Source organism: Exiguobacterium sp. EF_C8, assembly GCF_054956715.1.
The window spans coordinates 1,551,666-1,575,563 of sequence record NZ_CM143264.1 but is presented as its reverse complement, the minus strand read 5'-3'; the positions used below and the strand labels follow the sequence as shown (position 1 = coordinate 1,575,563).

The 23,898-nt window shown below is 48.7% G+C and carries 29 protein-coding genes; 13 read left to right on the top strand and 16 right to left on the bottom strand.

Translation table 11 applies throughout. The features are described 5' to 3' along the window. The first annotated feature begins 221 nt into the window (after positions 1-221). The 3 genes from ACY2IG_RS08390 to ACY2IG_RS08380 all read left to right on the top strand — a co-directional run bounded on the left by ACY2IG_RS08390 (position 222) and on the right by ACY2IG_RS08380 (position 3,185). Positions 222-1,274, top strand: coding sequence for a hypothetical protein (locus ACY2IG_RS08390; protein WP_290786941.1), 1,053 nt, complete (start codon positions 222-224; stop codon positions 1,272-1,274). Positions 1,275-1,392: 118 nt separating this feature from the next. Continuing rightward, complete coding sequence (locus tag ACY2IG_RS08385; protein WP_290750293.1) at positions 1,393-1,995, top strand: TetR/AcrR family transcriptional regulator; 603 nt, start codon at positions 1,393-1,395, stop codon at positions 1,993-1,995. 8 nt (positions 1,996-2,003) lie between these two features. Continuing rightward, entirely contained in the window at positions 2,004-3,185 is a 1,182-nt protein-coding gene (locus ACY2IG_RS08380) for an MFS transporter (protein ID WP_290750289.1), read from the top strand. Between the two features lie 39 nt (positions 3,186-3,224). Here the strand turns inward: ACY2IG_RS08380 and ACY2IG_RS08375 are convergent, their stop codons facing one another. The 3 genes from ACY2IG_RS08375 to ACY2IG_RS08365 form a co-directional block, all read right to left on the bottom strand. Then, positions 3,225-3,830: an HAD-IA family hydrolase gene (locus ACY2IG_RS08375; protein ID WP_308101520.1), complete on the bottom strand. Its 606-nt coding sequence runs from the start codon at positions 3,828-3,830 to the stop codon at positions 3,225-3,227. After that, positions 3,802-4,713: a PhzF family phenazine biosynthesis protein gene (locus tag ACY2IG_RS08370; protein WP_462617706.1), complete on the bottom strand. Its 912-nt coding sequence runs from the start codon at positions 4,711-4,713 to the stop codon at positions 3,802-3,804. The genes ACY2IG_RS08375 and ACY2IG_RS08370 overlap by 29 nt, the downstream gene beginning before the upstream one ends. A gap of 133 nt (positions 4,714-4,846) precedes the next feature. Beyond that, positions 4,847-5,065, bottom strand: a complete 219-nt coding sequence (locus ACY2IG_RS08365; RefSeq protein WP_155960153.1) for a hypothetical protein — start codon at positions 5,063-5,065, stop codon at positions 4,847-4,849. Between the two features lie 286 nt (positions 5,066-5,351). Between ACY2IG_RS08365 and ACY2IG_RS08360 the strand changes: the two genes are divergently transcribed. The 5 genes from ACY2IG_RS08360 (at position 5,352) to ACY2IG_RS08340 (ending at position 7,856) form a co-directional block, all read left to right on the top strand. Then, entirely contained in the window at positions 5,352-5,519 is a 168-nt protein-coding gene (locus ACY2IG_RS08360; RefSeq protein WP_462617705.1) for a hypothetical protein, read from the top strand. 179 nt (positions 5,520-5,698) lie between these two features. After that, positions 5,699-5,905 carry a helix-turn-helix transcriptional regulator gene (locus ACY2IG_RS08355; RefSeq protein ID WP_035408056.1) on the top strand — a complete coding sequence of 69 codons (207 nt, stop codon included), beginning with the start codon at positions 5,699-5,701 and terminating at the stop codon, positions 5,903-5,905. Continuing rightward, positions 5,905-6,381, top strand: coding sequence for a hypothetical protein (locus tag ACY2IG_RS08350; protein WP_056061317.1), 477 nt, complete (start codon positions 5,905-5,907; stop codon positions 6,379-6,381). Before ACY2IG_RS08355 ends, ACY2IG_RS08350 begins: the two co-directional genes overlap by 1 nt. A 162-nt stretch (positions 6,382-6,543) precedes the next feature. Continuing rightward, positions 6,544-7,074 (top strand): GNAT family N-acetyltransferase, encoded by a 531-nt coding sequence (locus ACY2IG_RS08345; protein ID WP_462617704.1) that lies wholly within the window; start codon positions 6,544-6,546, stop codon positions 7,072-7,074. Next, complete coding sequence (locus tag ACY2IG_RS08340) at positions 7,071-7,856, top strand: endonuclease/exonuclease/phosphatase family protein (protein WP_462617703.1); 786 nt, start codon at positions 7,071-7,073, stop codon at positions 7,854-7,856. The genes ACY2IG_RS08345 and ACY2IG_RS08340 overlap by 4 nt, the downstream gene beginning before the upstream one ends. A gap of 246 nt (positions 7,857-8,102) precedes the next feature. Here ACY2IG_RS08340 and ACY2IG_RS08335 read toward each other — a convergent pair whose 3' ends face one another. The 7 genes from ACY2IG_RS08335 to ACY2IG_RS08305 all read right to left on the bottom strand — a co-directional run bounded on the left by ACY2IG_RS08335 (position 8,103) and on the right by ACY2IG_RS08305 (position 13,874). Then, the gene (locus tag ACY2IG_RS08335) at positions 8,103-8,588 is read right to left on the bottom strand and encodes a YusW family protein (protein WP_290750264.1); all 486 of its coding nucleotides are present in this window, start codon (positions 8,586-8,588) and stop codon (positions 8,103-8,105) included. Continuing rightward, positions 8,585-9,202: a flavodoxin family protein gene (locus ACY2IG_RS08330; RefSeq protein WP_308101515.1), complete on the bottom strand. Its 618-nt coding sequence runs from the start codon at positions 9,200-9,202 to the stop codon at positions 8,585-8,587. The genes ACY2IG_RS08335 and ACY2IG_RS08330 overlap by 4 nt, the downstream gene beginning before the upstream one ends. 108 nt (positions 9,203-9,310) lie before the next feature. Continuing rightward, on the bottom strand, positions 9,311-10,969 hold the full coding sequence (locus ACY2IG_RS08325) for an FAD-dependent oxidoreductase (protein ID WP_462617702.1): 1,659 nt from the start codon (positions 10,967-10,969) through the stop codon (positions 9,311-9,313). Between the two features lie 15 nt (positions 10,970-10,984). Then, complete coding sequence (locus ACY2IG_RS08320) at positions 10,985-12,280, bottom strand: arsenic transporter (RefSeq protein WP_290750260.1); 1,296 nt, start codon at positions 12,278-12,280, stop codon at positions 10,985-10,987. A 19-nt stretch (positions 12,281-12,299) separates the two neighbouring features. After that, entirely contained in the window at positions 12,300-12,629 is a 330-nt protein-coding gene (locus tag ACY2IG_RS08315; protein WP_052019022.1) for an ArsR/SmtB family transcription factor, read from the bottom strand. A gap of 79 nt (positions 12,630-12,708) precedes the next feature. After that, entirely contained in the window at positions 12,709-13,149 is a 441-nt protein-coding gene (locus ACY2IG_RS08310; RefSeq protein WP_462617701.1) for a VOC family protein, read from the bottom strand. Between the two features lie 302 nt (positions 13,150-13,451). Further along, positions 13,452-13,874 carry a hypothetical protein gene (locus ACY2IG_RS08305; RefSeq protein ID WP_462617700.1) on the bottom strand — a complete coding sequence of 141 codons (423 nt, stop codon included), beginning with the start codon at positions 13,872-13,874 and terminating at the stop codon, positions 13,452-13,454. 81 nt (positions 13,875-13,955) lie between these two features. Between ACY2IG_RS08305 and ACY2IG_RS08300 the strand changes: the two genes are divergently transcribed. Beyond that, positions 13,956-14,459, top strand: coding sequence for a DNA topology modulation protein (locus tag ACY2IG_RS08300; RefSeq protein ID WP_056061296.1), 504 nt, complete (start codon positions 13,956-13,958; stop codon positions 14,457-14,459). Positions 14,460-14,601: 142 nt separating this feature from the next. On the opposite strand, the gene ACY2IG_RS08295 is transcribed toward ACY2IG_RS08300, so the two are convergent. Then, positions 14,602-16,308 (bottom strand): methyl-accepting chemotaxis protein, encoded by a 1,707-nt coding sequence (locus ACY2IG_RS08295; protein WP_462617699.1) that lies wholly within the window; start codon positions 16,306-16,308, stop codon positions 14,602-14,604. A gap of 162 nt (positions 16,309-16,470) precedes the next feature. On the opposite strand from ACY2IG_RS08295, the gene ACY2IG_RS08290 reads away from it, so the two are divergent. Continuing rightward, positions 16,471-17,523, top strand: coding sequence for a C45 family autoproteolytic acyltransferase/hydolase (locus ACY2IG_RS08290; RefSeq protein ID WP_035408076.1), 1,053 nt, complete (start codon positions 16,471-16,473; stop codon positions 17,521-17,523). Positions 17,524-17,563: 40 nt separating this feature from the next. Here ACY2IG_RS08290 and ACY2IG_RS08285 read toward each other — a convergent pair whose 3' ends face one another. From ACY2IG_RS08285 to ACY2IG_RS08270, 4 genes are all read right to left on the bottom strand, one after another. Beyond that, positions 17,564-18,040, bottom strand: coding sequence for a GNAT family N-acetyltransferase (locus ACY2IG_RS08285; protein ID WP_462617698.1), 477 nt, complete (start codon positions 18,038-18,040; stop codon positions 17,564-17,566). Then, a complete protein-coding gene (locus ACY2IG_RS08280; protein ID WP_462617697.1) occupies positions 18,022-18,600 on the bottom strand; it encodes a GNAT family N-acetyltransferase in 579 nt (192 codons plus the stop codon). The genes ACY2IG_RS08285 and ACY2IG_RS08280 overlap by 19 nt, the downstream gene beginning before the upstream one ends. A 34-nt stretch (positions 18,601-18,634) precedes the next feature. Next, the gene (locus ACY2IG_RS08275; RefSeq protein ID WP_035408082.1) at positions 18,635-19,123 is read right to left on the bottom strand and encodes a GNAT family N-acetyltransferase; all 489 of its coding nucleotides are present in this window, start codon (positions 19,121-19,123) and stop codon (positions 18,635-18,637) included. A 109-nt stretch (positions 19,124-19,232) separates the two neighbouring features. Next, positions 19,233-20,138 carry a methyl-accepting chemotaxis protein gene (locus tag ACY2IG_RS08270; RefSeq protein ID WP_035408084.1) on the bottom strand — a complete coding sequence of 302 codons (906 nt, stop codon included), beginning with the start codon at positions 20,136-20,138 and terminating at the stop codon, positions 19,233-19,235. Positions 20,139-20,398: 260 nt separating this feature from the next. Between ACY2IG_RS08270 and ACY2IG_RS08265 the strand changes: the two genes are divergently transcribed. The 3 genes from ACY2IG_RS08265 to ACY2IG_RS08255 are packed head-to-tail and all read left to right on the top strand — an operon-like array spanning position 20,399 to position 22,937. Continuing rightward, positions 20,399-21,382: an ROK family protein gene (locus ACY2IG_RS08265; protein ID WP_462617696.1), complete on the top strand. Its 984-nt coding sequence runs from the start codon at positions 20,399-20,401 to the stop codon at positions 21,380-21,382. Beyond that, on the top strand, positions 21,379-22,542 hold the full coding sequence (locus ACY2IG_RS08260) for an MFS transporter (RefSeq protein WP_462617695.1): 1,164 nt from the start codon (positions 21,379-21,381) through the stop codon (positions 22,540-22,542). The genes ACY2IG_RS08265 and ACY2IG_RS08260 overlap by 4 nt, the downstream gene beginning before the upstream one ends. Positions 22,543-22,559: 17 nt before the next feature. Beyond that, complete coding sequence (locus ACY2IG_RS08255) at positions 22,560-22,937, top strand: VOC family protein (RefSeq protein WP_290773163.1); 378 nt, start codon at positions 22,560-22,562, stop codon at positions 22,935-22,937. A 65-nt stretch (positions 22,938-23,002) separates the two neighbouring features. On the opposite strand, the gene ACY2IG_RS08250 is transcribed toward ACY2IG_RS08255, so the two are convergent. Next, positions 23,003-23,359 (bottom strand): hypothetical protein, encoded by a 357-nt coding sequence (locus ACY2IG_RS08250; protein ID WP_462617694.1) that lies wholly within the window; start codon positions 23,357-23,359, stop codon positions 23,003-23,005. Positions 23,360-23,898: the final 539 nt, after the last annotated feature.

Genomic DNA, 23,898 nt, shown 5'->3' with positions numbered 1-23,898 from the left:
AACGTTAGTCTCTTTCTACATGTCATGGTAATTGCATGTTGGAATATTCCGTATATTTTGAAGTTCATACGATCATTAATCATGTAACTGTAATACTAGGTTTCTCTTTGTTACTTCCCGGAAATATAAGAGCTATGCGCGTAAGAAACTTGAGATGAAGCTTTGCTATTCATGAACATCTCAAACTTGAAAGATTAATTTTGGGAGAGGTAGTGCTGATTATGGAAAAAACAAATAAAGGCTTTTCATCCCACTTCCGAGCGGAAGCGGACGGTGCGGGTCGTAACATTTCATGGAGTTCAATTTTTGCCGGTGTGGTATCATTCTTATCTTTATTGATTCTTTTCAGTCTGATTGGATCGGCGATCGGTCTCGGCGTCACGGACGTCACGTCGAATAACCCATTCGATGGCGTCGGAACAGGCTTGATCATCTGGGCGATTCTGTCATTGCTCATTTCGTTATTCGTTGCCGGATTCGTTTCTGGTGTGACGTCAGCTCGAGCCGGTCTCATTCACGGATTTTTGACTTGGTCGACGAGCGTCATCCTCTTGTTCGCTCTCTTGACGTTTACGACCGTCAATACGTTACAATCGGTCGGTTCATTACTCGGAACAGTCGGTGGAGCTGCCGGTAGCGGCATCGGGTCTGTCGCGTCGACTGCAAAAGACGCTGCGACGAAAGGGTTCGACTCCGTTACGAAAAACGTCTCAGATATCGATACGAAGGAACTCGATGGCAACGTCGAAGAAATTCTTAAGGATACAGACATCAAAGAATTACAACCTAACTACCTGCAAGGTCAACTAGATGCTGTCAAAGATGACGTCACGGCTGCTGGTAAAGAGGCTATTACGAAACCAGAAGACTTCGACAAAATCGTTCAGGATCTCGGTGATTCATTGACAGCACGATCTGAAAAGATCGAGAAATCCGTCGATGAAAAGAAAATCGCTGACGCTGTTGCAAAGAACACGGATCTTACAGGCGCCGAGGCAGATAAAGCGACGCAAAACATTGTCGATGGTTTAAACACGGCAACAAAAGAAACAACGCAACAAATCAATAATGCGAAACAAACACTCGACGAGACATCAGCTGACTTGAAGAAAACGGTTCAAGATGTTCGTCAGCAAACGGAACAAGCGACACAAACGGCATCGAAAGTTTCGATCTGGGCGTTCGTCGGTCTCCTTCTGACACTGATCTTCACGTCGTTCGCTGGGATTGTCGGTTCACGCGTCGCAACACGCGGTCGTGTCATGAATAAATAATGATTCCTTATAAAACTGATTCCGCCATGGCGGAGTCAGTTTTTTTGTGCGGTAAGACACTCTCATTGACTGCCCATGAAATTTCCTGTTACAGTATTACCTAACGACCGTTAGGAAGGTGATTTATCTGAAAGCGCAACAATTGTTACAGACGAGCATCCATCATTTTGCAGCGCATGGCTATGAAGGAGCATCGCTACAAGAGATCGCAACAGAAGTCGGCATCAAAAAACCGTCTATCTACGCGCATTATAAAGGCAAAGATGACCTCTTCCTGCAAGCGACGACGTATGCCTTGCAGGAACAAAAGCGTCGTTTCGCTACGTATTTCACAAAAACACGACAGCAACCGCTCGAGCAATCCTTGCACGGCTTCTTCGATTGGTTCATTTTAGAGCAGCAGGATGATGTTCTGATGCGATTCATCCTTCGGGCAGCCTATTTTCCACCAGAAAAACTCGAACAAGAGATGACCGATCGCTTCAACCCGTTCTTCGATTCACTGCATGATTTATTGACTCGTCTGTTACGCGAACGTGACCGAACGGAACAGATCCTCTATTCGACGGACTATAAAAGTGCAGCGCTTGCTTATTTGACGGTCGCTGAAGGTACGCTGACAGAACTTGTCTATAACGGCGTCGACGCCTTTCATGCTAGACAGCAAGCCGTATGGCCAATCGTCTGGCGTGGCATGTCGAAAACGATTCCAAACAATTGAGGTGACCTATGCAAAACAATACATTGATTTTAAGTACACTCCTGCTCAACTTATTCATCGCTTTTCTCGGAATCGGACTCGTCATTCCTGTCACACCGACGATCATGAATGAGTTAAGCATTTCCGGGGCGACGGTCGGTTACATGGTATCTGCCTTCGCCTTCGCGCAATTGATTCTGTCCCCGCTTGCAGGACGTGCCGTCGATAAATACGGACGCAAGCCAATGATCATCATCGGTTTATTCATCTTTAGCATGTCTGAGCTCTTGTTCGGTCTCGGTCAACAGGTCGAAGTCCTGTTCGCGTCGCGGATTCTCGGTGGTGTCAGTGCGGCCTTCATCATGCCAGCTGTCACCGCTTTCATCGCTGACATCACGACGAACGAAACCCGTCCGAAAGCGCTTGGCTATATGTCTGCCGCCATCTCGACCGGTTTCATCATCGGACCAGGGATCGGTGGGTTCCTTGCTGACCTCGGCACGCGAACGCCGTTCTTCTTTGCTGCCGCGTTCGGTCTGACGGCAATGGTGTTATCTATCTTTACGCTCAAGGAACCTAACCGTCATTATGAGGCGACGACCATCAAACAACAGACGGGTTTTCGGAAAGTATTTAGTCCGCTCTATTTCATCGCTTTCCTAGTCCTATTGATCTCATCGTTCGGTCTCGCCTCGTTCGAGTCCTTGTTCGCGCTGTTCGTTGACCGGAAGTTCGGTTTCACGGCAAAAGATATCGCGCTTGCGATCTCCCTTGGTGCGATTGTCGGCGTCATCGTCCAAGTCGGGCTGTTCGATCGTTTGACACGTTGGTTCGGCGAGATTCGCTTGATCCGATACAGTTTGATTGGTTCGACGTTGCTCGTCGTCTTAATGACGTTCGTGACGAACTATGTCTCGATCATTCTCGTGACGATGGTCGTCTTCGTTGGCTTTGATTTGATGAGACCAGCCGTCACGACCTATCTTTCGAAGATTGCCGGGGATGAACAAGGTTTTGTCGGTGGAATGAACTCGATGTTTACGAGTATCGGAAATATTCTTGGACCGATCGTCGGCGGATTATTGTTTGACGTCAACCTTAACTATCCGTTTTATTTCGCGACGATGATGCTTGCGGTCGGTATTTTACTGACATACTTCTGGCATGCACCACGCACTGAAGTAACTGAAACGGATCGTTTGTCTTCTTAAAAAACAGCCCCGTTCCCATCACTGGAAGCGGGGCTGTCGTTATGTCAGCAATCGTTCGTGTAATTGTTCAGGCGTCGGTACCGTATAGGTCGCAACCGTCTCATTTGGTCGTTCGTTGATCAGACATGTGGCAATACCCGCACGATGTCCCGCTAAGACGTCGAGTTCCCGGTCCCCGATCATGATCGTCTCGTCTAGAGCCATCTGATGCCGATTAATCAAGTACGTGACAGCTTCCGGATCCGGCTTACGGACGAAGCCATGTGCTGCAGTCAGGATGTCTTGAAAATGATGCGTCAATTCGTGTTTTGCAAGCAACGCATGAATGGATGTTCCACGATGGGTGACGATATGATGCGTCGCACCACTTGCCGATAATGTCTCAAGCAATTCATGAATTCCCGGAAACGGACCGGACCGTTCGCGCTCGATCGTCGCCTTTTGTTGTTTGTAGTTCGTAATGAATGCTTCGGACACCGCAAACGCCTCATACATCGTCTTAGCCGAGATCGCTATCAGCTCAGCGACACGTTCTCGATCGACCGATTGCCCCTCGCTCTCGAGCATGTCCACGAAAACATCGATCAACACCGGATATGTATCGAACAAGGTGCCGTCAAAATCCCAAATGAAGTGTTTCAACATCTGCCTCTTCCTCTCCCACTTTCTTTACTCCAACAAAGACGGCTTGCCCGTCCATCTCAACCTTCCAGTCGTTGTGATTAAGTCCTTCACCGTAGACATGAATTTTTACCTGACCTGATCGTCCTATCTCATGTCCTTGCTCGACAGTGATCATCGTTCCTGAGACGGATGGCTTCATGAATTTTCGGTAGTAGACACCCATCACACCACTCGCCGTTCCTGTTACCGGATCTTCAATGCTGCCTGATCCCGTTGCTGAGAAGTGACGTCCGTGTAAAGTCGCCTGCGCATCATATGTATCGAAACAGATGGGGTGAATCGATGCTTGAGGATAGTCAGCCAAAACGGATGCAAATTGTTGATGATCTGGCATCATCCGTTGAAAATCGACGAGACGGCGAATCGGCAACACAAGCGTCCAATTCCCGGTACTTCCATAAACGATCGGAAATCGTTCATCTAAATGTTTCATTTCTAATCCAATCGATGCTAAGACTGCCTCAACGTCACCATTAAATGGGTGCAGACAAGGTCGCCCTTGTCGTAAACGAAACATGCCATGCGCTAATCGAATCACAGGCAAGATACCTGATTTTGTCTTGATGTGACATGTTGCAGGTACACCAATGTGTGAATCGATCGCCGTCAATGCAGCGATCGTACCATGTCCACACAAGTCCATCTCCCGTTCCGGTGCAAAGAAACGAATTTGATAATCTGCCCGCTTGCAAGAGAGGACGAATGTCGTTTCCGTGAATCCACTCGTCCGAGCAATCCGTTGCATCTCAAGCTCCGACAATCGATCGGCGGATAAGACGACTCCGGCTGGATTACCGGTTCCTGGTGTCGTCGTAAATACATCATAGTGCAATATTTCAATCATCTGTCTCCTCCTGTCCAGTTTTCAGATCACGCACCGTGTTGTTATGTATCTTTAATTTCTGACATCCTGATTTCATTTTTATAAAATAAGTCTAACAGAACAGATGAAAAAACAAGGACGAGACGCCCTTGCCTTAGGATGATTGCATTTGCTGCCAGTCGTCTTCTTCATAAATCGACTGGACCCATTCGATCGGTACATAGAGGGACCTTGCAATTGCTTCGTCTGTCTTACCCAGTTTTCGCAACAGATGGACGATTCGAATCCTTCGTTCGAGCTCCCGGTCATCCGGTATCAGTTCAGGCATCATCTTCTCTTCTCCTTTCCACTGAATCGGCGATGGTGTTTTCATGATGATACCCGATTATTATCTGAATATTCCGATTGGTGTGTAGAAGCAAGGATTTTTGATAAAGTTCCGAGAAAGATAACAGACAGGAATTCGATTCATTTTGACGAATGACTAGAAGGTAGACGCACCGATCACGAAGTCATGCGTTAAACAAACAGATGAGGAGCATCTATATGATTAAATCCAAAAAACGGTTTCAGCTCTCGATCGGTTTGCTATTGATTGGTGTTTTTAGCGGGATCCTTTTCAAACACTGGGCTACTTTCCGCACGCGACAGCGTATCTATTGAGTATTCCGATCGCTTCCCATGACACGGAATTTCTTTTAGGATGGATCGTTATCGGTGTCACGATCGCAGGGCTTGTTTTGCTTCCCTTGTCCTTACGACGACATCACGTCATTACGACGTTCGTGTGTCTCGTAGCCATCATTGTAACGCCGCACATCATGTAATGTTTGCAAATGGCTCGCTTCATTCCCATTGCAATATAAACCAATTTGAATGTATCGTTTACGACTTAGCCAATGGATCGTCTTGATTCATTGGCTTTTTCTCATCCAAAAAGTAAAGTTCACTTTACAAAATGTAAAACAGACTTTACAATATAACCAACTGGAAAGGAGGTCGCTGGATGAAGCTGACGAATCAAGTCCGGATTTACCGCCAACAACAGAAGTGGACGCAGGAACAGTTCGCTGAACGGATCGGCGTGACACGCCAGACCGTCATCTCGCTTGAAAAAGGCAGCTATACGCCATCCTTACTACTCGCAATGCAAATTGCTCGCGTCTTCGATCGACCAGTAGAGGAATTATTTCAATTAGAGGAGGAGTCTTGATGAACCGCGTCATAACCCAATCTGTTTTAAATTGTTGTCTCTATTTTTTAGCTGCGTCTCTCATCAGTGCGATTCATGACAAACTTCAATTATTTCAAGATGATCCTGTATCCGGTACCGGTCTGTCGTTTGAGCTCGATCTCAGCATCATGCTACCACTGATCATCATCGCTATTGTCGTCTCATGCATTGGCTATCTCTCACGAACGGATCGCTCCCGGTCATTTTCAAAATGGTCGACGTCAACAGCAGAATTCTCTGACTCGGACGAACGAGAAGCCCTTATCACTGGTAAGGCGACCCGCGCAGCGTACGTTGCTTTTTTGATCAGTCTTCCTATCCTGATGATTGCCTTTTTATTTGAACAGCCACTACTTGAACGGTATCCTTCGTTTCCGTTTTATGCGATCGCGCTCGTCCTATCGGTTGGAACACTTACCTATATGACCGCTTGGATCGTCCACGTTCGCCGCTAACATCGTTTGACGAAGGACTATTGAGTTTGCGCCTGCTCCGGATGGTCCGTCAGTTGACCCTCTTCGTGATACACCGTTTCCCTAGCATATACATGTGACCGATTTTAATCCGACAACAATGCCACAATGCTGGCATATTCTATCTAGATGGGAGGCTAATATATGCAGACGACGCACCACTCATTTAATACGCAACGTTACCACATTCGTCCGGCTCGTCTTAGTGATGCTGAAGCACTTGCTGCACTACGTCAAGCACTTGACGCGGAAACGGAGTACTTCGACCGGATGCCTGGTGAGGACGTGATGACGGCGACCGATTTCATTGATCAGTTACACAATTCATCGGTTCCGGATCAAATCCTCGTCGTTGAACGGGAGGAACAACTCATTGCTTACGCTAGGTGTCGTGGATTTGCATTAAAGCGCTTTGCCCATAAAGCATCGTTCGGCTTAGGGGTCCTGCGTTCGGATTGGGGACAAGGAATCGGCACCCAATTGACGATCCGGATGATCGCTTGGGCGAAGACGAAGTCGCTTCTGAAAATCCAACTCGAAGTCGTCGAGACGAATCACGGGGCGATCCGACTCTACCAACGTCACAGTTTCCTAGAAGAAGGACGACTACGCCACGATCGGTTGCTGTCGGACGGCTGTTATTATGATACTGTCCTGATGGGCTTAGCGTTATGAGTTTCTCATTATCGATCGCGACGTATAACATTTGGCATCATCCATACAAGCGTCAGGAACGGTTTACGGCATTGTGTGCGGAAATCAATCAGCATCAACCGGATGTTCTTCTTCTGCAGGAAGTGATGTCGACGTTTCATCCGGATGAACCGTTCGTCTCAATCGCTGAACATCTCGCAGAGGCGACCGGTTATCCGTATTGGATGATGGATCCTTATATGGATTCACCGGATGAAGGACTTGCCATTTTAACGAAACTGCCGTTTGAGCGAACGGATTCGAGTGCTGCCGCGACAGCAAACATCAACCATCACTGTGCGATTCGGATTCCGTTTTCGATTGAAGGCGTTCGTTTTGCCGTGACGAACATTCATTTCAACTGGCGTGCTTCAGACATTCGACTCGATCAACTTCGATTCGTCAACGAATGGATTGCCTCACAAACAGATGACGCGACGGTCGAGTTCCTTGGTGGTGACTTTAATGATTGTCCAAATTCTTCTCTGCATCAAGCAACGCTTAAGGAGTGGGTCGATCTCGCTGGTTGTTTTGCGATGCGGACCGGTCAACTTGCTCCTGTGACTCTTGATCCTATGACGAATTCGTATGCTAAAAAGAATGACGGTATCACGACACCTGCACGGTACGATTGGTTATTGTGTCAACGCTCACCGGCACCAGTGACCTTACAACGCGTTCAATTGATCGGACATGAACGACTGCCCCATCACGTCATACCAAGCGATCATTATGGTGTCCTCGCTCATATGACGATTCACTAAAACGACGAGGCTGACTCAAAAAAGAATGACGCGTCTTTTTACGCCCTTTCCTCAGGCGAGACACAAGCCAGTTTTCTTGCTTCATTCAAGCAGGAAAGCGGGTCTTGTTTGTCTCTGACAGCGCATAATGCGCTTTTTCCTGTAGGAGTGGCGTGTGACGCGTCATTTTTTTACGAGATAAGGGTGGCAGATCATCATTCTGCCACCCTTATCTTTAGAGGACGACATGTGAGTCAGCCCCGTCGTTTATTTTTTATATTCTTTTTCTGTTCCGTCCGAGAAGTCGATCTCCACCTCGAGGCGGGACGCATCTTGAATCGCAAATACACGCTCCACTTCCGCGATGACATCTTTCTCAGATGTATCCGCATCTACTTTTAAGTTCTTGAACTTCGCGTCGAGTTCCGTCATTGCCGCGTCCCCGCGTTTGTTTTCATCTTTATACTGGTATTCGGCTTCCGTGCCGTCATTCTCTCGGTCATAGCTGATGTCGATTGCGTCCATATCCCCGTTGACGTCCGCTTCAATCGATAAACTGGTGAATCCATAATCCGTATCTGCATTTTTCGTGACCGCATCCTTATCTTTCATCGTATTGTCGGTCGTATTCGAGTTTGTAGATCCGTCCTCGACCTTGTCCGACGCCGTTTCGTCGTTCCCGCATCCTGCTACCATTAGACTCATCGCAAATAAGGTCGCAACACCGTATCCTGTAACATATCCTCTCTTCATTCCATCACATTCCCTTCTGCTGGAATCGGGTGCGCTTTCAATAGCCGAGCAAGATGCAAAAGATTGGCAGCTAAAAACTGGGCATGCCGTTTCGTGAAGTCATTGTCACGTCCGGCTTCGATGTAAGACGGTCCAGGTCCCGCTTCACCGACCCAGTACGCATCGACATTGGGGGGAATCGTGAATCCGATGTGCGACAGACCGTATAAAATCGACGCGGACGCGTGTTTCGCCCCATCCTCGTTGCCGGTGACGATGACACCACCGACTTTGTTATAATAGATGGCTTGTCCAACGTCGTTCGTCAAGCCACTTCCCCCGTATAACCGTTCGATGACTTGTGTCGCGACACTACTTTTTTCACCGAGCCACAGCGGTGTCCCGATGACGACGATATCTGCTTGTTTGACTTTGTCGAAGAGTGCCGGCCACTCGTCGCCGTTCCCTTCATCTTCCGTCACACCGAATGCGACTTGATGATCGACGACACGGACGATTTCTGAATCGACGTCCTCATGCTCCCAGTACGCGATCACGTCACGAATCAACGCTTCCGTGTTCGATGGTTCTTGTGATGCTTTTAATGTGCAGTTCAAAAATAAAGCGCGTACCATCCGTTCATCCTCCCCTTTTGAATTGACATGTTCCTCGTCCTTAATCCTTTCCTGATTCTAATCCGAAGTAAACAAAAAAAGCCTCCGCTTTCGCGAAGACTTTCCTCGTCAGAGACATGACTTGATGTGTTGATAGTTTTGATTGCCACCGGATAAGTTACAGACGTCCCTGAACCCGAGATTCTTCAAGACGTTCTGTGCCGCGTTTCCTGTGACACCTTTATTGCAGTAAACGATCGTCGGTACCGTCGGATCAAGTTCCTGCGCCCGCTCACGTAACTCACCGAGCGGAATATGGATTGCCCCGTCGACATGACTCTTCTCGAACTGAGCGCGTGAGCGCGTATCGATGATTTGGAAGACCTGACCCTTAGCGACCTCTTCCATCAAAGCATTCGGTGTTTTCAGACGGGCCGTTCGTTTGATCGCGTTATCGAGGGCCATCCCGGTGTAATGAATGGGGTCCTTCGTCGTCGAGAATGGCGGCGCATAGGCCAGATCAAGATGGAATAAGTCTTCCGCTTTTGCCTTGAAGCTGATTGCGGTCGCAAGGACATCAATCCGTTTATCGACCCCTTGCGGACCAACGATTTGGGCACCGAGGACACGACCATCGTTCCGATCTGCAATCGCCTTGATGACCATTTCTTTGCCGCCGAGATATTCCGGGCGATCCGGCTTGATGTTGTGTAACACTTCGATATCATACCCGGCGTCGCGGGCTTCTTTTTCAGTCAATCCGGTCTGGGCGACCGTCAAATCGAATGCTTTAAAAATACCCGTTCCAAGGATTCCTCGGTGTTCAATCGTTTCACCGGTGATGACCATCCCAGCGATTCGTCCCATCTTGTTCGCCGTCGAACCAAGCGGACGGTACAGTGGTTGACCGGTGATGACGGAGAAGCTCTCGGCGACATCACCGACCGCATAAACGCCTTCGATGTTCGTTTGCATCTGTCGATTGACGGCGATCGCACCGGTCTGTCCAATCGTCACACCGATCTCTTGTGCGAGTTGCGTGTTTGGTTTGACACCGACTGACAGGATGACGAGATCCGTCTCAATCGTCTCGCCACTCGCAAGAACGACTGCACGAGCCGTTTTCTCCCCTTCGAACGAAGCGACGGACTCACCGAGTCGCAAGATGACGCCGTTCGCCTCAAGATGGTCACTAACGCGTTTTGCCATATCAACGTCTAGCGGTGGCATGACTTGCGCCAATCGTTCGACGAGCGTCACCTCGATTCCGCGATACGTCAACTGCTCCGCCATCTCGAGTCCAATGAATCCGCCCCCGACTATGACAGCATGCTTTGGGGCATGCGCGTCGACAAAACGACGAATCGCATCTGCATGACGGATGTTACGCACCGGGAAGACGTTTTCGAGATCGACGCCTGGTAGCGGCGGAATGATGCTAGAGGCACCAGTCGCGAAAACGAGCGTATCGTACGTATCCGTGAATGTCTCACCCGAATCCAGATGACGGATCGTCGCTGTCTTCGTCTCGTGGTCAATCGCTTCGACGTTATGACGCGTCTTAACGTCGATGTTGTAACGTTTCTTGAAGAACGCTGCGTCGCGTGGCGTCAATTCATCGAGCTCAGCGACTTCACCGCCGACGAAATAGGGAATCCCACAACCGGAATAGGAAATGTCCTCGTCCCGGTCGTAGATCGTGATCTCTAAGTCTTCGCTATTACGGCGTGCCTTCGCCCCAACTGATGTGCCGGCAGCGACCGAGCCGATGATAAGTAGTTTCGCCATATTCATGTCCTCCTCTTAATAGAGTAATAAACTGATGTAGAGTCCGAGCAACGCGATGGCGAGCGTCGGAATCGTCAAGACGGTACCGATTTTGAAATATTGTCCCCAACCGATCCGGACCCCTTTCGAGCGCAAGACATGGAGCCACAGTAAGGTTGCAAGACTTCCGATCGGCGTGATCTTTGGACCGAGATCGCTACCGATGACATTCGCGTAGATTAAGGCGTCACGAATCGCTCCCGTCGTTGCCGTATGCTCGATCGACAACGCATTGATCATGACGGTCGGCATATTGTTCATGACAGAAGACAACAGAGCGGCAAGGAAGCCCATTCCAAACGTCGCCGATGCGAGGTTCGTCGCCATCCACTCGATCAACTCCGCAAGGACTTGCGTCAGTCCCGCATTGCGCAGACCGTAGACGACGATATACATACCGAGCGAGAAGAAGACGATCGCCCACGGGGCACCGGCAAGGACCTTCTTCGTCGGAACACTCGGTGATTTTTGCGCCAGGAATAAGAAAAAGACAGCGATGATGCCAGCAACGAGACTGACCGGAATGCCAATCGCATCACTCGTGAAGTATCCGACGAGCAACAAGCCAAGGACGATCCATGAAGCACGGAACATCCGCATATCGCGAATCGCAGACGTCGGTTTCGCCAAATCCTCGACGGCATAGACTTTCGGGATCTGCTTCTTGAAATAGAAGTACAAGACAAGCAGACTACCAACGACCGAAAAGACGTTGACGAAGACCATCCGTGCCGCATACTCTGTAAAACCGATGTGAAAGAAGTCCGCCGAAACGATGTTGACGAGGTTCGAGATGACGAACGGAAGACTTGCCGTGTCGGCGATAAAGCCGGAGGCGAAGACATATGCCAGGACGACCGCATCCGGTAACTTCAAGTGACGGACCATCGCGAGGACGATCGGTGTCAGAATCAAGGCAGCCCCATCATTCGCGAACAAGGCCGAGACAAGGGCACCGAGTAACGTCATGTAGATGAATAGTTTAAGACCGCCACCGCGGGCGATTCGGGCCATATGTAACGCGGCCCATTCAAAGAAGCCGATCTCATCTAAGATCAATGAGATGACGATCAAGGCGATGAAGGTGAACGTCGCGTTCCAGATGATCCCCCAGACGGTCGCGACGTCTCCCAGTTCGACGACGCCCGTTAAAAGCGCGACAATCGCCATCCCGATCGCTGAGTATCCGATACCTAGCCCTTTCGGTTGTTTAATGATCAAAAATAAGGTGATCAGAAATATTCCGATCGCAAGCCATTGTGATGCTGTCAATTAATTCACTTCATTTCTGTTAGATTTCTAATACGGTACAGGAACTGGAGCGCACATCTGCTGTATCCAGCCGTCTTAGCATCCATTCCAGTTGACCGTAATAAGGATGTTCCCGATTTAAGCGATAATAGATCCATTGCCGATCGCGGCGTTCGGAGATGATCGCTTGTTCTCGAAGTCGTTTTAAATGTCGACTGATCGCGGGTTGTGAAATATCGAATGCTGCGGTCAAATCACAGACACAGTGTTCGCGCACCTGTAATCGACGTAAGATATCCAGCCGTACCGGATCACTTAACCCTTTGAGATACTGACTCATCGTTTCTATTTCTGGATCAAATCGTGTCATGAGTTTCCCGTCCTTTCTTCATCAGGATATAATATAACCATTTGGTTATACAACAAGAAATAAAAAATCGATCCCGTGTTTATACGGAATCGATTTTTTCTGCTAGCTCTATGATCACACCTTCAGGTCCTCTTACGTAACATAGGCGATACTCATTTTCGTAATTCGCGACGTCCCCAATCGGTTGATATCCATGATTCGCTAACCGTTTGAGGAGTGTATCGAGTCCTGTCACTTCAAAACAGAGATGACGCAATCCACTGGAATAAACGGACTGGACGACAGTGGACGTCTCAACTGGTCGTTTGAACCGAACCAGTTCGAGCCAGATTGCTTCACCTGGTAACCCAAGAGCGACACATTCCGTCTTTGCACCGTCTAGATCCAACAAACGATCGAGCAACTTCCCTTCCATTTCCCATCGTCCACGTACTTCGAGCCCGCACAGCGAAAAAAAGTGAATCGCTTCTTCTAAATTCACGACGTTCAGACTGATATGATCCGTTCGTTTAATCGGCATCCTTTATCCCCCTCAAGTGTGTCAGAATGTTGTCAAACCGTTGCTAGAAAGCACATCTAGAGCGTTTCGACGTGGTGTCTGCAGTTTGTATCGTCATTAAAATATAAGTATGAAAGATCGTGTCCACTTACGAAAAGGAGTCGAAATAACATGGAAGACGTCAACCTTCTCGTCCTTGCGACCTAGAACATATTTTGGGTCAGATTCGGTCTGATTACCTTCTCTGCCGTCAAAACGATGTCCGCAACGAAAAAATTGAAATCCACTTAATCAAAAGACCGGATGTTTTAAGCATCCGGTCTTTATTTGAATTCATGCTGTAAATCCTGTGGAAATCCTCCGTTTTTAAAGATAAAACTTGACAACCTAATCCGGTTCCCATCCATATCTAGAAAATAAGTTACGTTAGGTTCATTTGCAAATTCGACTTCGATTGAAGCCGGATTCGCCGAATACTCATACGAAAATTTTTGTGTTTTTGTAGTGTAGACTTCACCAGGAAATCGACGTGCTAGTTCCACCTTAAGCAATTTCTCATTCTCAGCAATCTGTTGATTGATGAGCATCGGTCGGATGTACCAAAAGGAACTGCACCCGATTGCCACCAAACCAAGTAAAATTAAGCCATATCGCTTCCACCGCTGCGGCAGGAATATCACGCCGCAGCTGATTACGAGTAGTGTAAAAACAATCGTCATCCCTTCGATTATGAAGTTTGGTACCATCTCATTCACTCCTTTCGTTTTATCCTCGACTAGAAAACCGTGGTATGATCAATTCCTATGACAAAAAATAGGAGGTCTATGATGCGAAAAATCATCCTGATTGGTTCTGGTGGGTCCGGTAAATCGACGCTTGCCCGCGAGATGGGCAAAAAACTAAGTTATCCCGTTGATCACCTCGACAGCTTATTGTGGCGTCCGAACTGGGAGGCGGTTTCGCGTGAGGAACAACGCCAGATTCAACAAACACTCATATCGCGTGATCCATGGATCATCGACGGTAATTACGGTGGAACGCTTGACTTACGAATCGATGCCGCTGATACGGTCATCTTCCTTGATCTGCCGCGGACGCTTTGTCTGTACCGTGCGCTGAAACGGACCTTGCGCTATCGTAAGACCGGCCGACCGGATATGGCGGCAGGCTGTCCCGAGAAACTGTCGCTTGATTTTCTGAAATGGATTTGGCGGTTTCCGATCGATAAGCGACCGAGTATCCTTTCAACGCTTAAAGCGACGTCCGATAAACAAATCGTTCATTTGCGGTCCCGCCGCGCTGTCAAACAGTTTCTTCAATCACTTTCATAACATCGGTCCATCTGTTACCTTTCGTCATCCTTAGTGATGTACATACGACGAAACAAATTTACTCTTCTGCCCATTTTCCAGTCATTACCACAAATAAAAAAACGACCATGACGGTTACCCCTCATGGTCGTAGTGCAATATCTTACACGCTGAATCTGCCTGTGACTTGTTTTAAATCATCCGCCATCGTCGCGAGCGATTGCGATGCAGACGAAATTTCTTCCATCGACGCCATCTGCTCCTCGGTCGAAGCGGAGATGTTTTGTGTCCCAGCAGCGGTTCCTTCCGTCACCGCTTGAATCGTCCGCATGACAGAAGCGATTTGTTCACTCGCTGCCGCCATTTCCTGAACGGCGCCGGACACATCTTCGACGTGCCCTGTCACGTCGGTGATCGCTGTCTCGATTTCTGAGAATGAGGCACCGGCTTGATCGACGACGGCAATTCCACTCGTCATCTCGGTTGAGACTTTCTCCATCGAGGCGACCGATGCTTCCGTCTCTTGTTGAATGACCCGAATCAACGACTCGATCTGTTTTGCCGAGACCGCCGACTGCTCCGCGAGCGTCTTGACTTCCGCTGCGACGACGGCGAATCCGCGTCCTTGTTCACCAGCGCGTGCTGCCTCGATTGCTGCGTTTAAAGCGAGGAGGTTCGTCTGTGCCGCGACACCTTTGATCGAATCCGTGATTTGACCGATTTCCTGTGATCGGTTGCCAAGACCATCAATGACTTGGCTGAGACGCGACACGTCTTCTTGAATACGTCCCATCTGCGTTCCGAGTGATCCGACGACCTTCCCCCCGAGCGCGACTTTTTCCATCGCGTCCGCCGTCCGTTCCGTCATCTGTTGCGCATTGCCGGCGACGTAGCGGACGGACGTCGTCAACTCTTCAATCGTCCGTGAAGCATCGGACACTTGATGCAGCTGTTGACTTGCACCGCTTGCCATCTCTTCCATCGTCACAGCGACCATCTCTGTTGCTTTCGTCGTTGATTCCGCATTGACGCTAAGCTCATCCGACGCAACGGCGACGCGGTCTGCCGTTCCCGTAAGTTCAAGGACGACTTGTTGTTGTGAGGCGATCATTTCATTAAACGATGTCGTCAATTGACCAAGTTCGTCTTTCGAATCATAGTGACCTCGGACAGTCAAGTCACCTTTACCTGACTGATTCATCCAACCCTGCAGTTGACGAATCGGACGTGTGATGAGACGTGTGATGTATAAGGCAAGTCCTGCAAACAAGAGGACCGCCAGTAAAAAGATACCGAGCATTAAGTAAAAGGCGGTTTGTTTTTCCGCTTGATTCTGGGCATCTAACATCTTCGCTTGTTTCGTCATTGAAGCCATTAATGCTTTTGCCGAGTTCGCGACGTTATCCCGGACTTGTTCCAAACCATCGGAATACGCCGTGTAGGCTTCTTCCTCTTCATTTCGTGTCGCCGCATCTTGAACGAGCGTCATCGAGTTGTCGTAGGCGAGGACATTATCCTTCAACTCCTCGAGTTGTTTCTTTTCTCGCGCATCAAATTGTCCCGTTTTTTCAACCTTCGTGACCGACGACCGAATCTGAGCCTGTCGCGTATCGATATCGGCTTGGAGTTCCGTGATTCGTGCTTCATCCTTCGTTAGGATCATCTCCACTAAAAAGGAATCGAGAGCCCGTGTATCGATCCGAATCTGTGCCACTTCTTGGATCGGAATCAAGTTCTCCTGATACATCGCTCGGGAAGCGTTTGACATCTGGTTCAAGAAATAGAGTCCTGCTCCCGCAATGAGTAGCATCGCAACGACGGCTGTTGCGATCAAAGCTTGTATCTTCCGTCTGACTGACATATGTTTCATTCCATCCCCTCCCGTTTTTGTTATCGGTTCAGGATTGAAAAAGTTGACTATTTTTTCAATATTCCCATACTTTAGATGTGCTTTAGTAAAGACTTGCCGTACGACTTTCTCCCTTGCGTTCGATATAATCAGCATACAGCAGTTGAAGAAAGGATGAGTCCCATGCAACGAGTAGCCAATGAAATCACGCAATTCCGCGGCAGTCATTATGAGTTCGGTCGCGAACAAGGGCGTTACGTCAAACGAAATCAGTTGCTCCATAACCGAGAGGACAACTGGAAAATCCGTGTTCCTCGCTTTCAAGTCGATCCGGTCGAGACGAAGGAAATGTTCCTTCGGTATGCTCCGCACATCTGGGACGAGTTGCTCGGACTGCAAGACGAACTCGAACTATCATTGCCAGACACCTTACTCCATTTCGGACATTACCGTGTTGAAGGTCCTAAAAGTGGTTGTTCGATCATGACCGGTGATAATTTTCTCGTTCGCAATTATGATTATCATCCGATGACGTACGACGGACGATTTTCCGTCTTTCAACCGAACGATGGCGGTTCAGCGATCATCGGCCCGGCATCTCGGGTGACCGGTCGAATGGACGGGATGAACGAACACGGTCTTGCGATGGGTTATAACTTCATCAATCGTCGGCGGCCGGGAGATGGATTCGTCAGTTTCATGATCGGGCGGATCATCCTCGAGATGTGTACCTCGGTCGACGATGCGATCTCACTCGTCAAAGAGATTCCACATCGCGGATCGTTCACGTACGTCGTCCACGATAAATCCGCGCGTTCGTTTGTCATCGAGGCGACGGCACGCGACGTCCAAGTGCGGGAATCGAACATGTGTACCAATCACTTCGATTTGCTACAGCACGAAAACCGCTATCACCTGGATGACTCAAAACGTCGGATGATGGAGCTAAAGACACATCAACATATGATTCAAGATGCGGAATCCGCTTTCCGACTCTTGAACGATACTGATAAAGGCGTCTTCGCTGATTTATATGCGCAGTGGGCAGGAACGATCCATACGTCTGCCTACTTCCCGGAAGAGTTAAAGGTCTGGTTCGCGCTCGGTGGTGATCAGGAACCGGTCACGTTCGACTTTGCCGACTGGCTCGCTGGCAACGACTTCACAGCAAGTGAAATCACAGGAGAACTTGAGACGACCATCCAGTTTGCAAATACACTTCAGACATGGCGTTAAACGAAAAAGATGCCTCCTGCTTGCGCAAGAGGCATCTTTTTTACTGGGAAACGTCTAGTCGTTTCGACATATGATAATCCGTTTTCTCATACCCAAGCGAGTCATACACATGAATCGCCCGTTCGTTATGCGCGAAGACGTGTAACGAAATCTTTTTGACGTTCATCCGTTTTAACATCACTTCCAGTAATCGGAGTGCTTCTTTGCCGTACCCTTGGTTTTGTTTATCGGACGTAATCTTGACATCGAAGATGAAAGCGGAACGTCCGCGTGATTCTTCTTTTACGTGAACCCAGACCATTCCAATGTCGCTGTCTGTCTCGTCACGAAACGTAAACAAATAATGATCCTTCGTTTTCAGACCTTCAGGCAACAACGTCGCAAACTCATCTGTCGACTTATTATGCGCCTCGTTCTCTGACCACGTACCGGCGCGACACTTATCTGCCGCATACTCCTCGATTGCGACCGGTAAGTAAGCATCATACGTCGCTTGATTCATTTGCTCGATGCGCATGCTGCTACCTCCTGCGTTTTCGTCCAGTCCCGTCGTAACATCGCATAGACCTGGAGGTCATGATAAGTTCCGTACAATTTCTCAGCATCCCGTAAGACGCCTTCTTCCGTGAACCCGAGTCGTTCCGGGATCCGTCTGCTCCGGACGTTTCCAGTCGCACACTCGATGACGACGCGGTTCAAGCCGAGCGTCTCGAAACAATAGTGCGTGACGAACCGGACGACGTCCGTCATGACACCTTTCCCGAGTCCCTTTTCTCCTAAGTAATAGCCGATCGACGTTTGTCCGAGGTGCCGATCGATTGCATGCAAACCGATCGTTCCGACGAGCTCCTCCTGAAGATAGATGCCACACGTAAACCCGTTACCATCGGCAAACTGTTGCAACCATGCTGGGATGACTACTTCCTGATATGTAATGGCATCTGTTGTACCATCAACCCAACCGAGCCATTCGCGAAGATGTGCGCGATTGGCATCGACAAGGGCGAATAATGTCTCCGCATGGTGCCGTTCGAACAATTGAAGCGATAAGTGATCGGACACTTGTAACCTGAACATGACCTCTCCCCTTTCTAGTAACTGTTGTTTGACGTCACGACGTCGTTTCCCTGCTAGACGTCACGTTCCATTCCATCCGTCTTGAGCGGACAGACATTCCGAGTGCCTCGTAAAAGGCGATCGCTTCTTGATTGGCGTCATCGACGCCGAGTTCGATCCGGTCGCAACCAATTGTTTTCGCATGCGCGTAAGCGGCTTGCATCAATCGCTTGCCTACGCCTTGCTTCTGATGCGTATCCGCAACGACGAGACTGATGACCCGTAAGTAATGTTTATCAAAGACGAAGCCGCTCCCTTCGATGATATCTTCCTTTAAGACGATCACACCGGCAAGTCCTTTGTATTCCGCGACGAGGATTTCGAAATCTGATCGGTCGAGTTGCGACAAAAATAAGTCTTCCGAAACCGGCATCTCGTGCGGACGGTAGTGATCGGGGCGTAAAGCTACATGCTGCTCATGAATTTGTTGGAATAGCGGAATCAACGCCTGAAAATCGTCAGGGCGGGCAGTACGGATATTCATCAGAAGTTCGCTCCCTTTTCGTTTTGTAGTATATTAACATATTATTCCAAAGTGTAGGGATACTTTTTATACAAAACGGCACTCCGTTTATCGGAATGCCGTCTCTCACTTAAATTGCTTTTGTAAAATCTCGCGCTGTCTCTGTTAACGACGATGCTGCACTCTGCACGTCATGGAAACGATCAACCGTTTCCGCAACGACGATGACGCTTGCTTGTGCATCGGTCGTTGCCTGCGTCATCGCACGGGCAATCCGCTGTAGTTCATCGTTCATTCGCTGTGTCGTTTGCCGGACATCAACGACGGCTTGCTCGACGAGTTTCGAGAGATTGCGGACCTCTGTCGCGACGACATTGAACCCTTTCCCGTGTTCACCGGCTCGTGCTGCTTCAATCGAGGCATTGAGTGACAAGAGATTCGTCTGGGACGCGATCGTTTTAATCGTCTCGGTCACTTGGGCGATATCTTGCGCCTGGCGCTGCAAGCGTTCAATCGTCTGATGGTTATCACGGGTCGTCTCAGCCATCTGCTCGATTGTTTGCCGTAACGCTTTGCTCTCCCGCTCGCCATGCGTCGACCGCGTGTTCAGATCACTGGCGATCGCATCAAACGAAGTCGCGAATTGTTGAATCGTCTGCTGACGATCGGTGATATCAGAGGCGATCTTCAAGACACCGGTCACTTCCGTTCCATCGTAAATCGGCATATAGGTCGCTTCTAGCCAAATCGATTGACCATACGCATCGATCCGTTCAATTTTATCCGCCGTACTGAAGCCGCTGAAAAGCTTCTGCCAAAATGCTTGATAATTGTCGCTCATTGCGAACTCCGTCGTACAGAATAGATGATGTTGCATCCCAATCATCTCTTCTCGTTTATATTTCATCGTCTTCGCGAACAAGCCATTGACATCAACGACACGACGTTGCCGATCGAATCGAATCATCGCGACGTTATCGCGCAGGGAGGCTACAATATCTTGGGATCCTAGGTCGGTTGATAGTTGTGTTGTCATGATTACAAGCTCCTCTCGCCATCTACCTCCCGTTACAGGCTATCCAAGATATTACAAATCGGAATAGTATGAATTAAAGATATATGACTAAAATTTTTTCACTTCTTTTATTATTATCCAGAGAGAGTAAGAATGAAACATGATTTTCAGTGGATTTATTTCTTTCCTCTTTTTTGTTGTCTATATTTCCCGACCTGCTATACTTAAATCAAAACTTATTAAAATATTTTAATAAGTAATCCAAATTGGAGGTTTATCCTTTGACTGAAGTCCTCTCTCGTACGCGTCACGCTTTTTTGATCGACCATCTCGATACGATTCCGGTGATTCGGAACGTCCTAGACGTCAGTTTTCCGACTGCGAGCAAACAGATTGATCAGATGATCACTGCTCGGGAAATTGAAGAGACACCACTTGAATTGGTTCGCGGTGGTCGTCCGGCAAAACGGTATCGCTATCGCGTGAATCACTTTCACGGACTCGCTCTTTATCTCGAACGGACGTATCTGCAGTATCGCATCCACGACGTCGGTGGACATGTGATCGCAACGGATCGCCTGAACTTCGATTCAACGGATCATGGATCTGTTTTATTGAGCACGCTGACAGCATTACTTAACGATCATCCACGTATTCAGACGTTTGCGATTGGTGTCGCCGGTGCCGTTGATACGACCGGCACAATCCTATTCGCCCCGGATTATCCGACGCTAGACGGTCGCCCCTTACAACAAGAACTGACTGAACGGTTCGGGCGACCCGTCATCGTCGAAAATGATATGAACGCTGCGGTCCGTGCGCAAGCTTCTGATAACGAGACGACCGTCTATATGTATCTCGGAACGAACGGACCGGGAGCCGGTGTCGCCGTTTCAGGTCATGTCGTCCACGGAGCGCATCACTTCGCTGGAGAGATCTCGTTCATCCCGTTTGACGACAAACGAAATGTCGGACAAGCCCTCGCGACGACTACACCACACTCAGACGACTGGTATGAGGCGTTAAGTCGAATCATCCTCTCGTTTAGCGCCACCTTAAATCCGGATGTCATCTTGTTCGCAGCGTCAGATGTCTCGGATGACGGGTTAGCTCGATTGACGGATCGATGCGCCAAGCGCTTTCCGCTCAGCAAATTACCTCAGTTGCGAAAAGGCGACTGGGAAACCGATTATTTAGATGGTTTGATGCAACTCAGCATCCAGTCGTTCATTGAACAAATTCCGATAGGAGGTCTCGCCCGATGACCCGTCTACTATTACCTTTGATTTATCTCGCTTTCATCAGTCTTGGTCTTCCGGATGCGTTACTCGGTACGGCGTGGCCTGTGATGCGGCTCGATCTCGACGCCCCGCTCGACATGGCAGGTTGGCTCTTCATGACGATCGCTGCCGGAACGATCGTCTCGAGTCTGTTTAGCGGTCGACTGATCGAACGTTATTCAACAGGTCCGATCACGGCAGCTTCTGCCGGTTTGACGGCTCTGGCATTGATTGGTTTTTACGTTGCTCCGTCCTTGATTTGGCTCTTCGTCCTTGCGATTCCGCTCGGACTGGGCGCTGGAGTCGTCGACGCGGCGTTGAATCATTTCGTCGCCACGCATTATCAAGCGCATCACATGAACTGGCTCCATTGCTTCTGGGGCATCGGTGCGACGGCTGGTCCGCTCATCATGGCTGGCGTATTGCTCGATTCCGGCTGGCGTTTTGGTTACCTCGTCGTCGGCGCATTGCAACTCGTCTTGATGATTGTCTTAATCGTCAGCTTACCCCTCTGGAAGCGGGCTCCGAAACATGTGTCTCAACAGGTTCAGACCGTAAATACGTCGTCCGGAAAACCACGCGGATTGATTGCCGCTCTCGCTGCCTTCTGCTTTTATTGTGGAGCCGAAGCGGTCGTCGGGCTGTGGGGCAGCAGTTATCTTGTCCAAGTCCGGTCCTTTTCCGTAACATCAGCAGCGACGTGGATTTCCGTCTACTACGGAAGTATCACCGCGGGGCGCTTCATCAGTGGTTTTCTATCGCTGCGCTGGTCGAATCGTCGTTTGATTCGTGTCGGTCAATGGACGGCATTCGTCGGAGCCACCTGTTTCATCCTCGCACCTGCTGCCTGGATGCCGCTTGGTTTCGTACTTGTCGGGCTTGGTCTCGCACCAATTTATCCGGCAATGCTCCATGAGACGCCGGTTCGCTTCGGGGAGGCCGCGGCGCAACGGCTGATGGGGGTACAAATGGCATTCGCCTATACCGGTAGTACCTTCATGCCGCCATTGTTCGGATGGCTGGCGACGTCCTACTCCTTATCGTTGTTCCATTGGTTCACGATCAGTCTCATCTTCTTGATGCTGATCGCTACGGAAGGATTGAACCGGATGTTATTCAGACAGCGATTGGCAAAAGCGTCTTGAAAAAAGGAGGAATGGAGATGAAGATTGAACATATCGCCCTTTGGGTGGCAGACCTGGAAGGGATGCGTCAATTCTACGAAACACATTTTGATGCTACGACAGGCGAGCGATATCATAATCCGATGAAAGGGTTCACGTCATATTTCCTGACGTTCTCGAGTGGTGCGCGTCTTGAATTGATGCAACGGACGGATATCACGGAACGGACGATGAATGCGCTCGGTTATGCCCACCTCGCCTTTTCGCTCGGCAGTAAACAAGCGGTCGATGACTGGACAGCTCGGTTACAGGATGAAGGTATACAACATCTTGACGGTCCTCGGACGACAGGTGACGGGTATTATGAAAGTACGATCGCGGACCCGGAAGGTAATGTGATTGAATTGACGGTCTAATAGATGAAACGAAACAATCCCTCATTCTGATTAGAGTGAGGGATTGTTTGTCGGTCGATGACTGTTCAATTGTTTTCTGCTTGTTGGTATTTCTCTTGACGAGCAGACTTCCGACGATTGATCATTCGTTCAAATACGAGAAGAGACCCTACTGGGTAGAACAATAAGAAGATTACTTTCAATAGAATCTCCGTATCCATCCACGCTGAAAATGGTGGCAAGATGCCAAATAGAAGAAGAATTAATAATGTCAGAACTCCTCCTAACAGCAGGTGCAGGACGATCGACCATCTACGCTTATGCTTTTGCTGACTCACGATATATTCAATCCCTAATGATAGCGGTGTCCCGATCCCTAAAAAAATCAAACTCGTATAAAAGACCGTCACGACATAGACCTCGATCAGAACGAATATCGTCATGAACAGATTTTCTTAAACACTCCCGAGGTTCACTGGATTCATCAATAAATAGATGAATCCAAAATGAAGACTCATCAACAGAATTGCCTTCATTTTCTGCAATACTCGCTTTTTCATAGATGCCTACACCTTTCGAAAATAGTAAAAGACAGTAAAAGCCTCTATGAACTGAGGTTCCTACTGTCTTTATCGTTCGATTCACCTATCTTAACATAACGTATAGTTCTGTAAAACATTGACAACGTTCGTTTAATAATTCATCCATTACATTTCAGAAAAACAGTCGCTCATACTAGTCCATTTATTTGGTAAATATGTAAATTGACTAATTTTTCAGTTATTAACTTTCTCTTTTCATTTTATCTATGGTTATAATTAGGTAGGTATTGGATTTATTTACTTACATATGGAATTTAAATCGTCATTAAGGAGGTTTTACGTATGACCAATTCGTTACACGCATTCAGTCATACTTCACTTCAGTCGATGCTTAACGCAAGATCGACTCATCGAAATCCGTTAATAACGAGACCGTACAT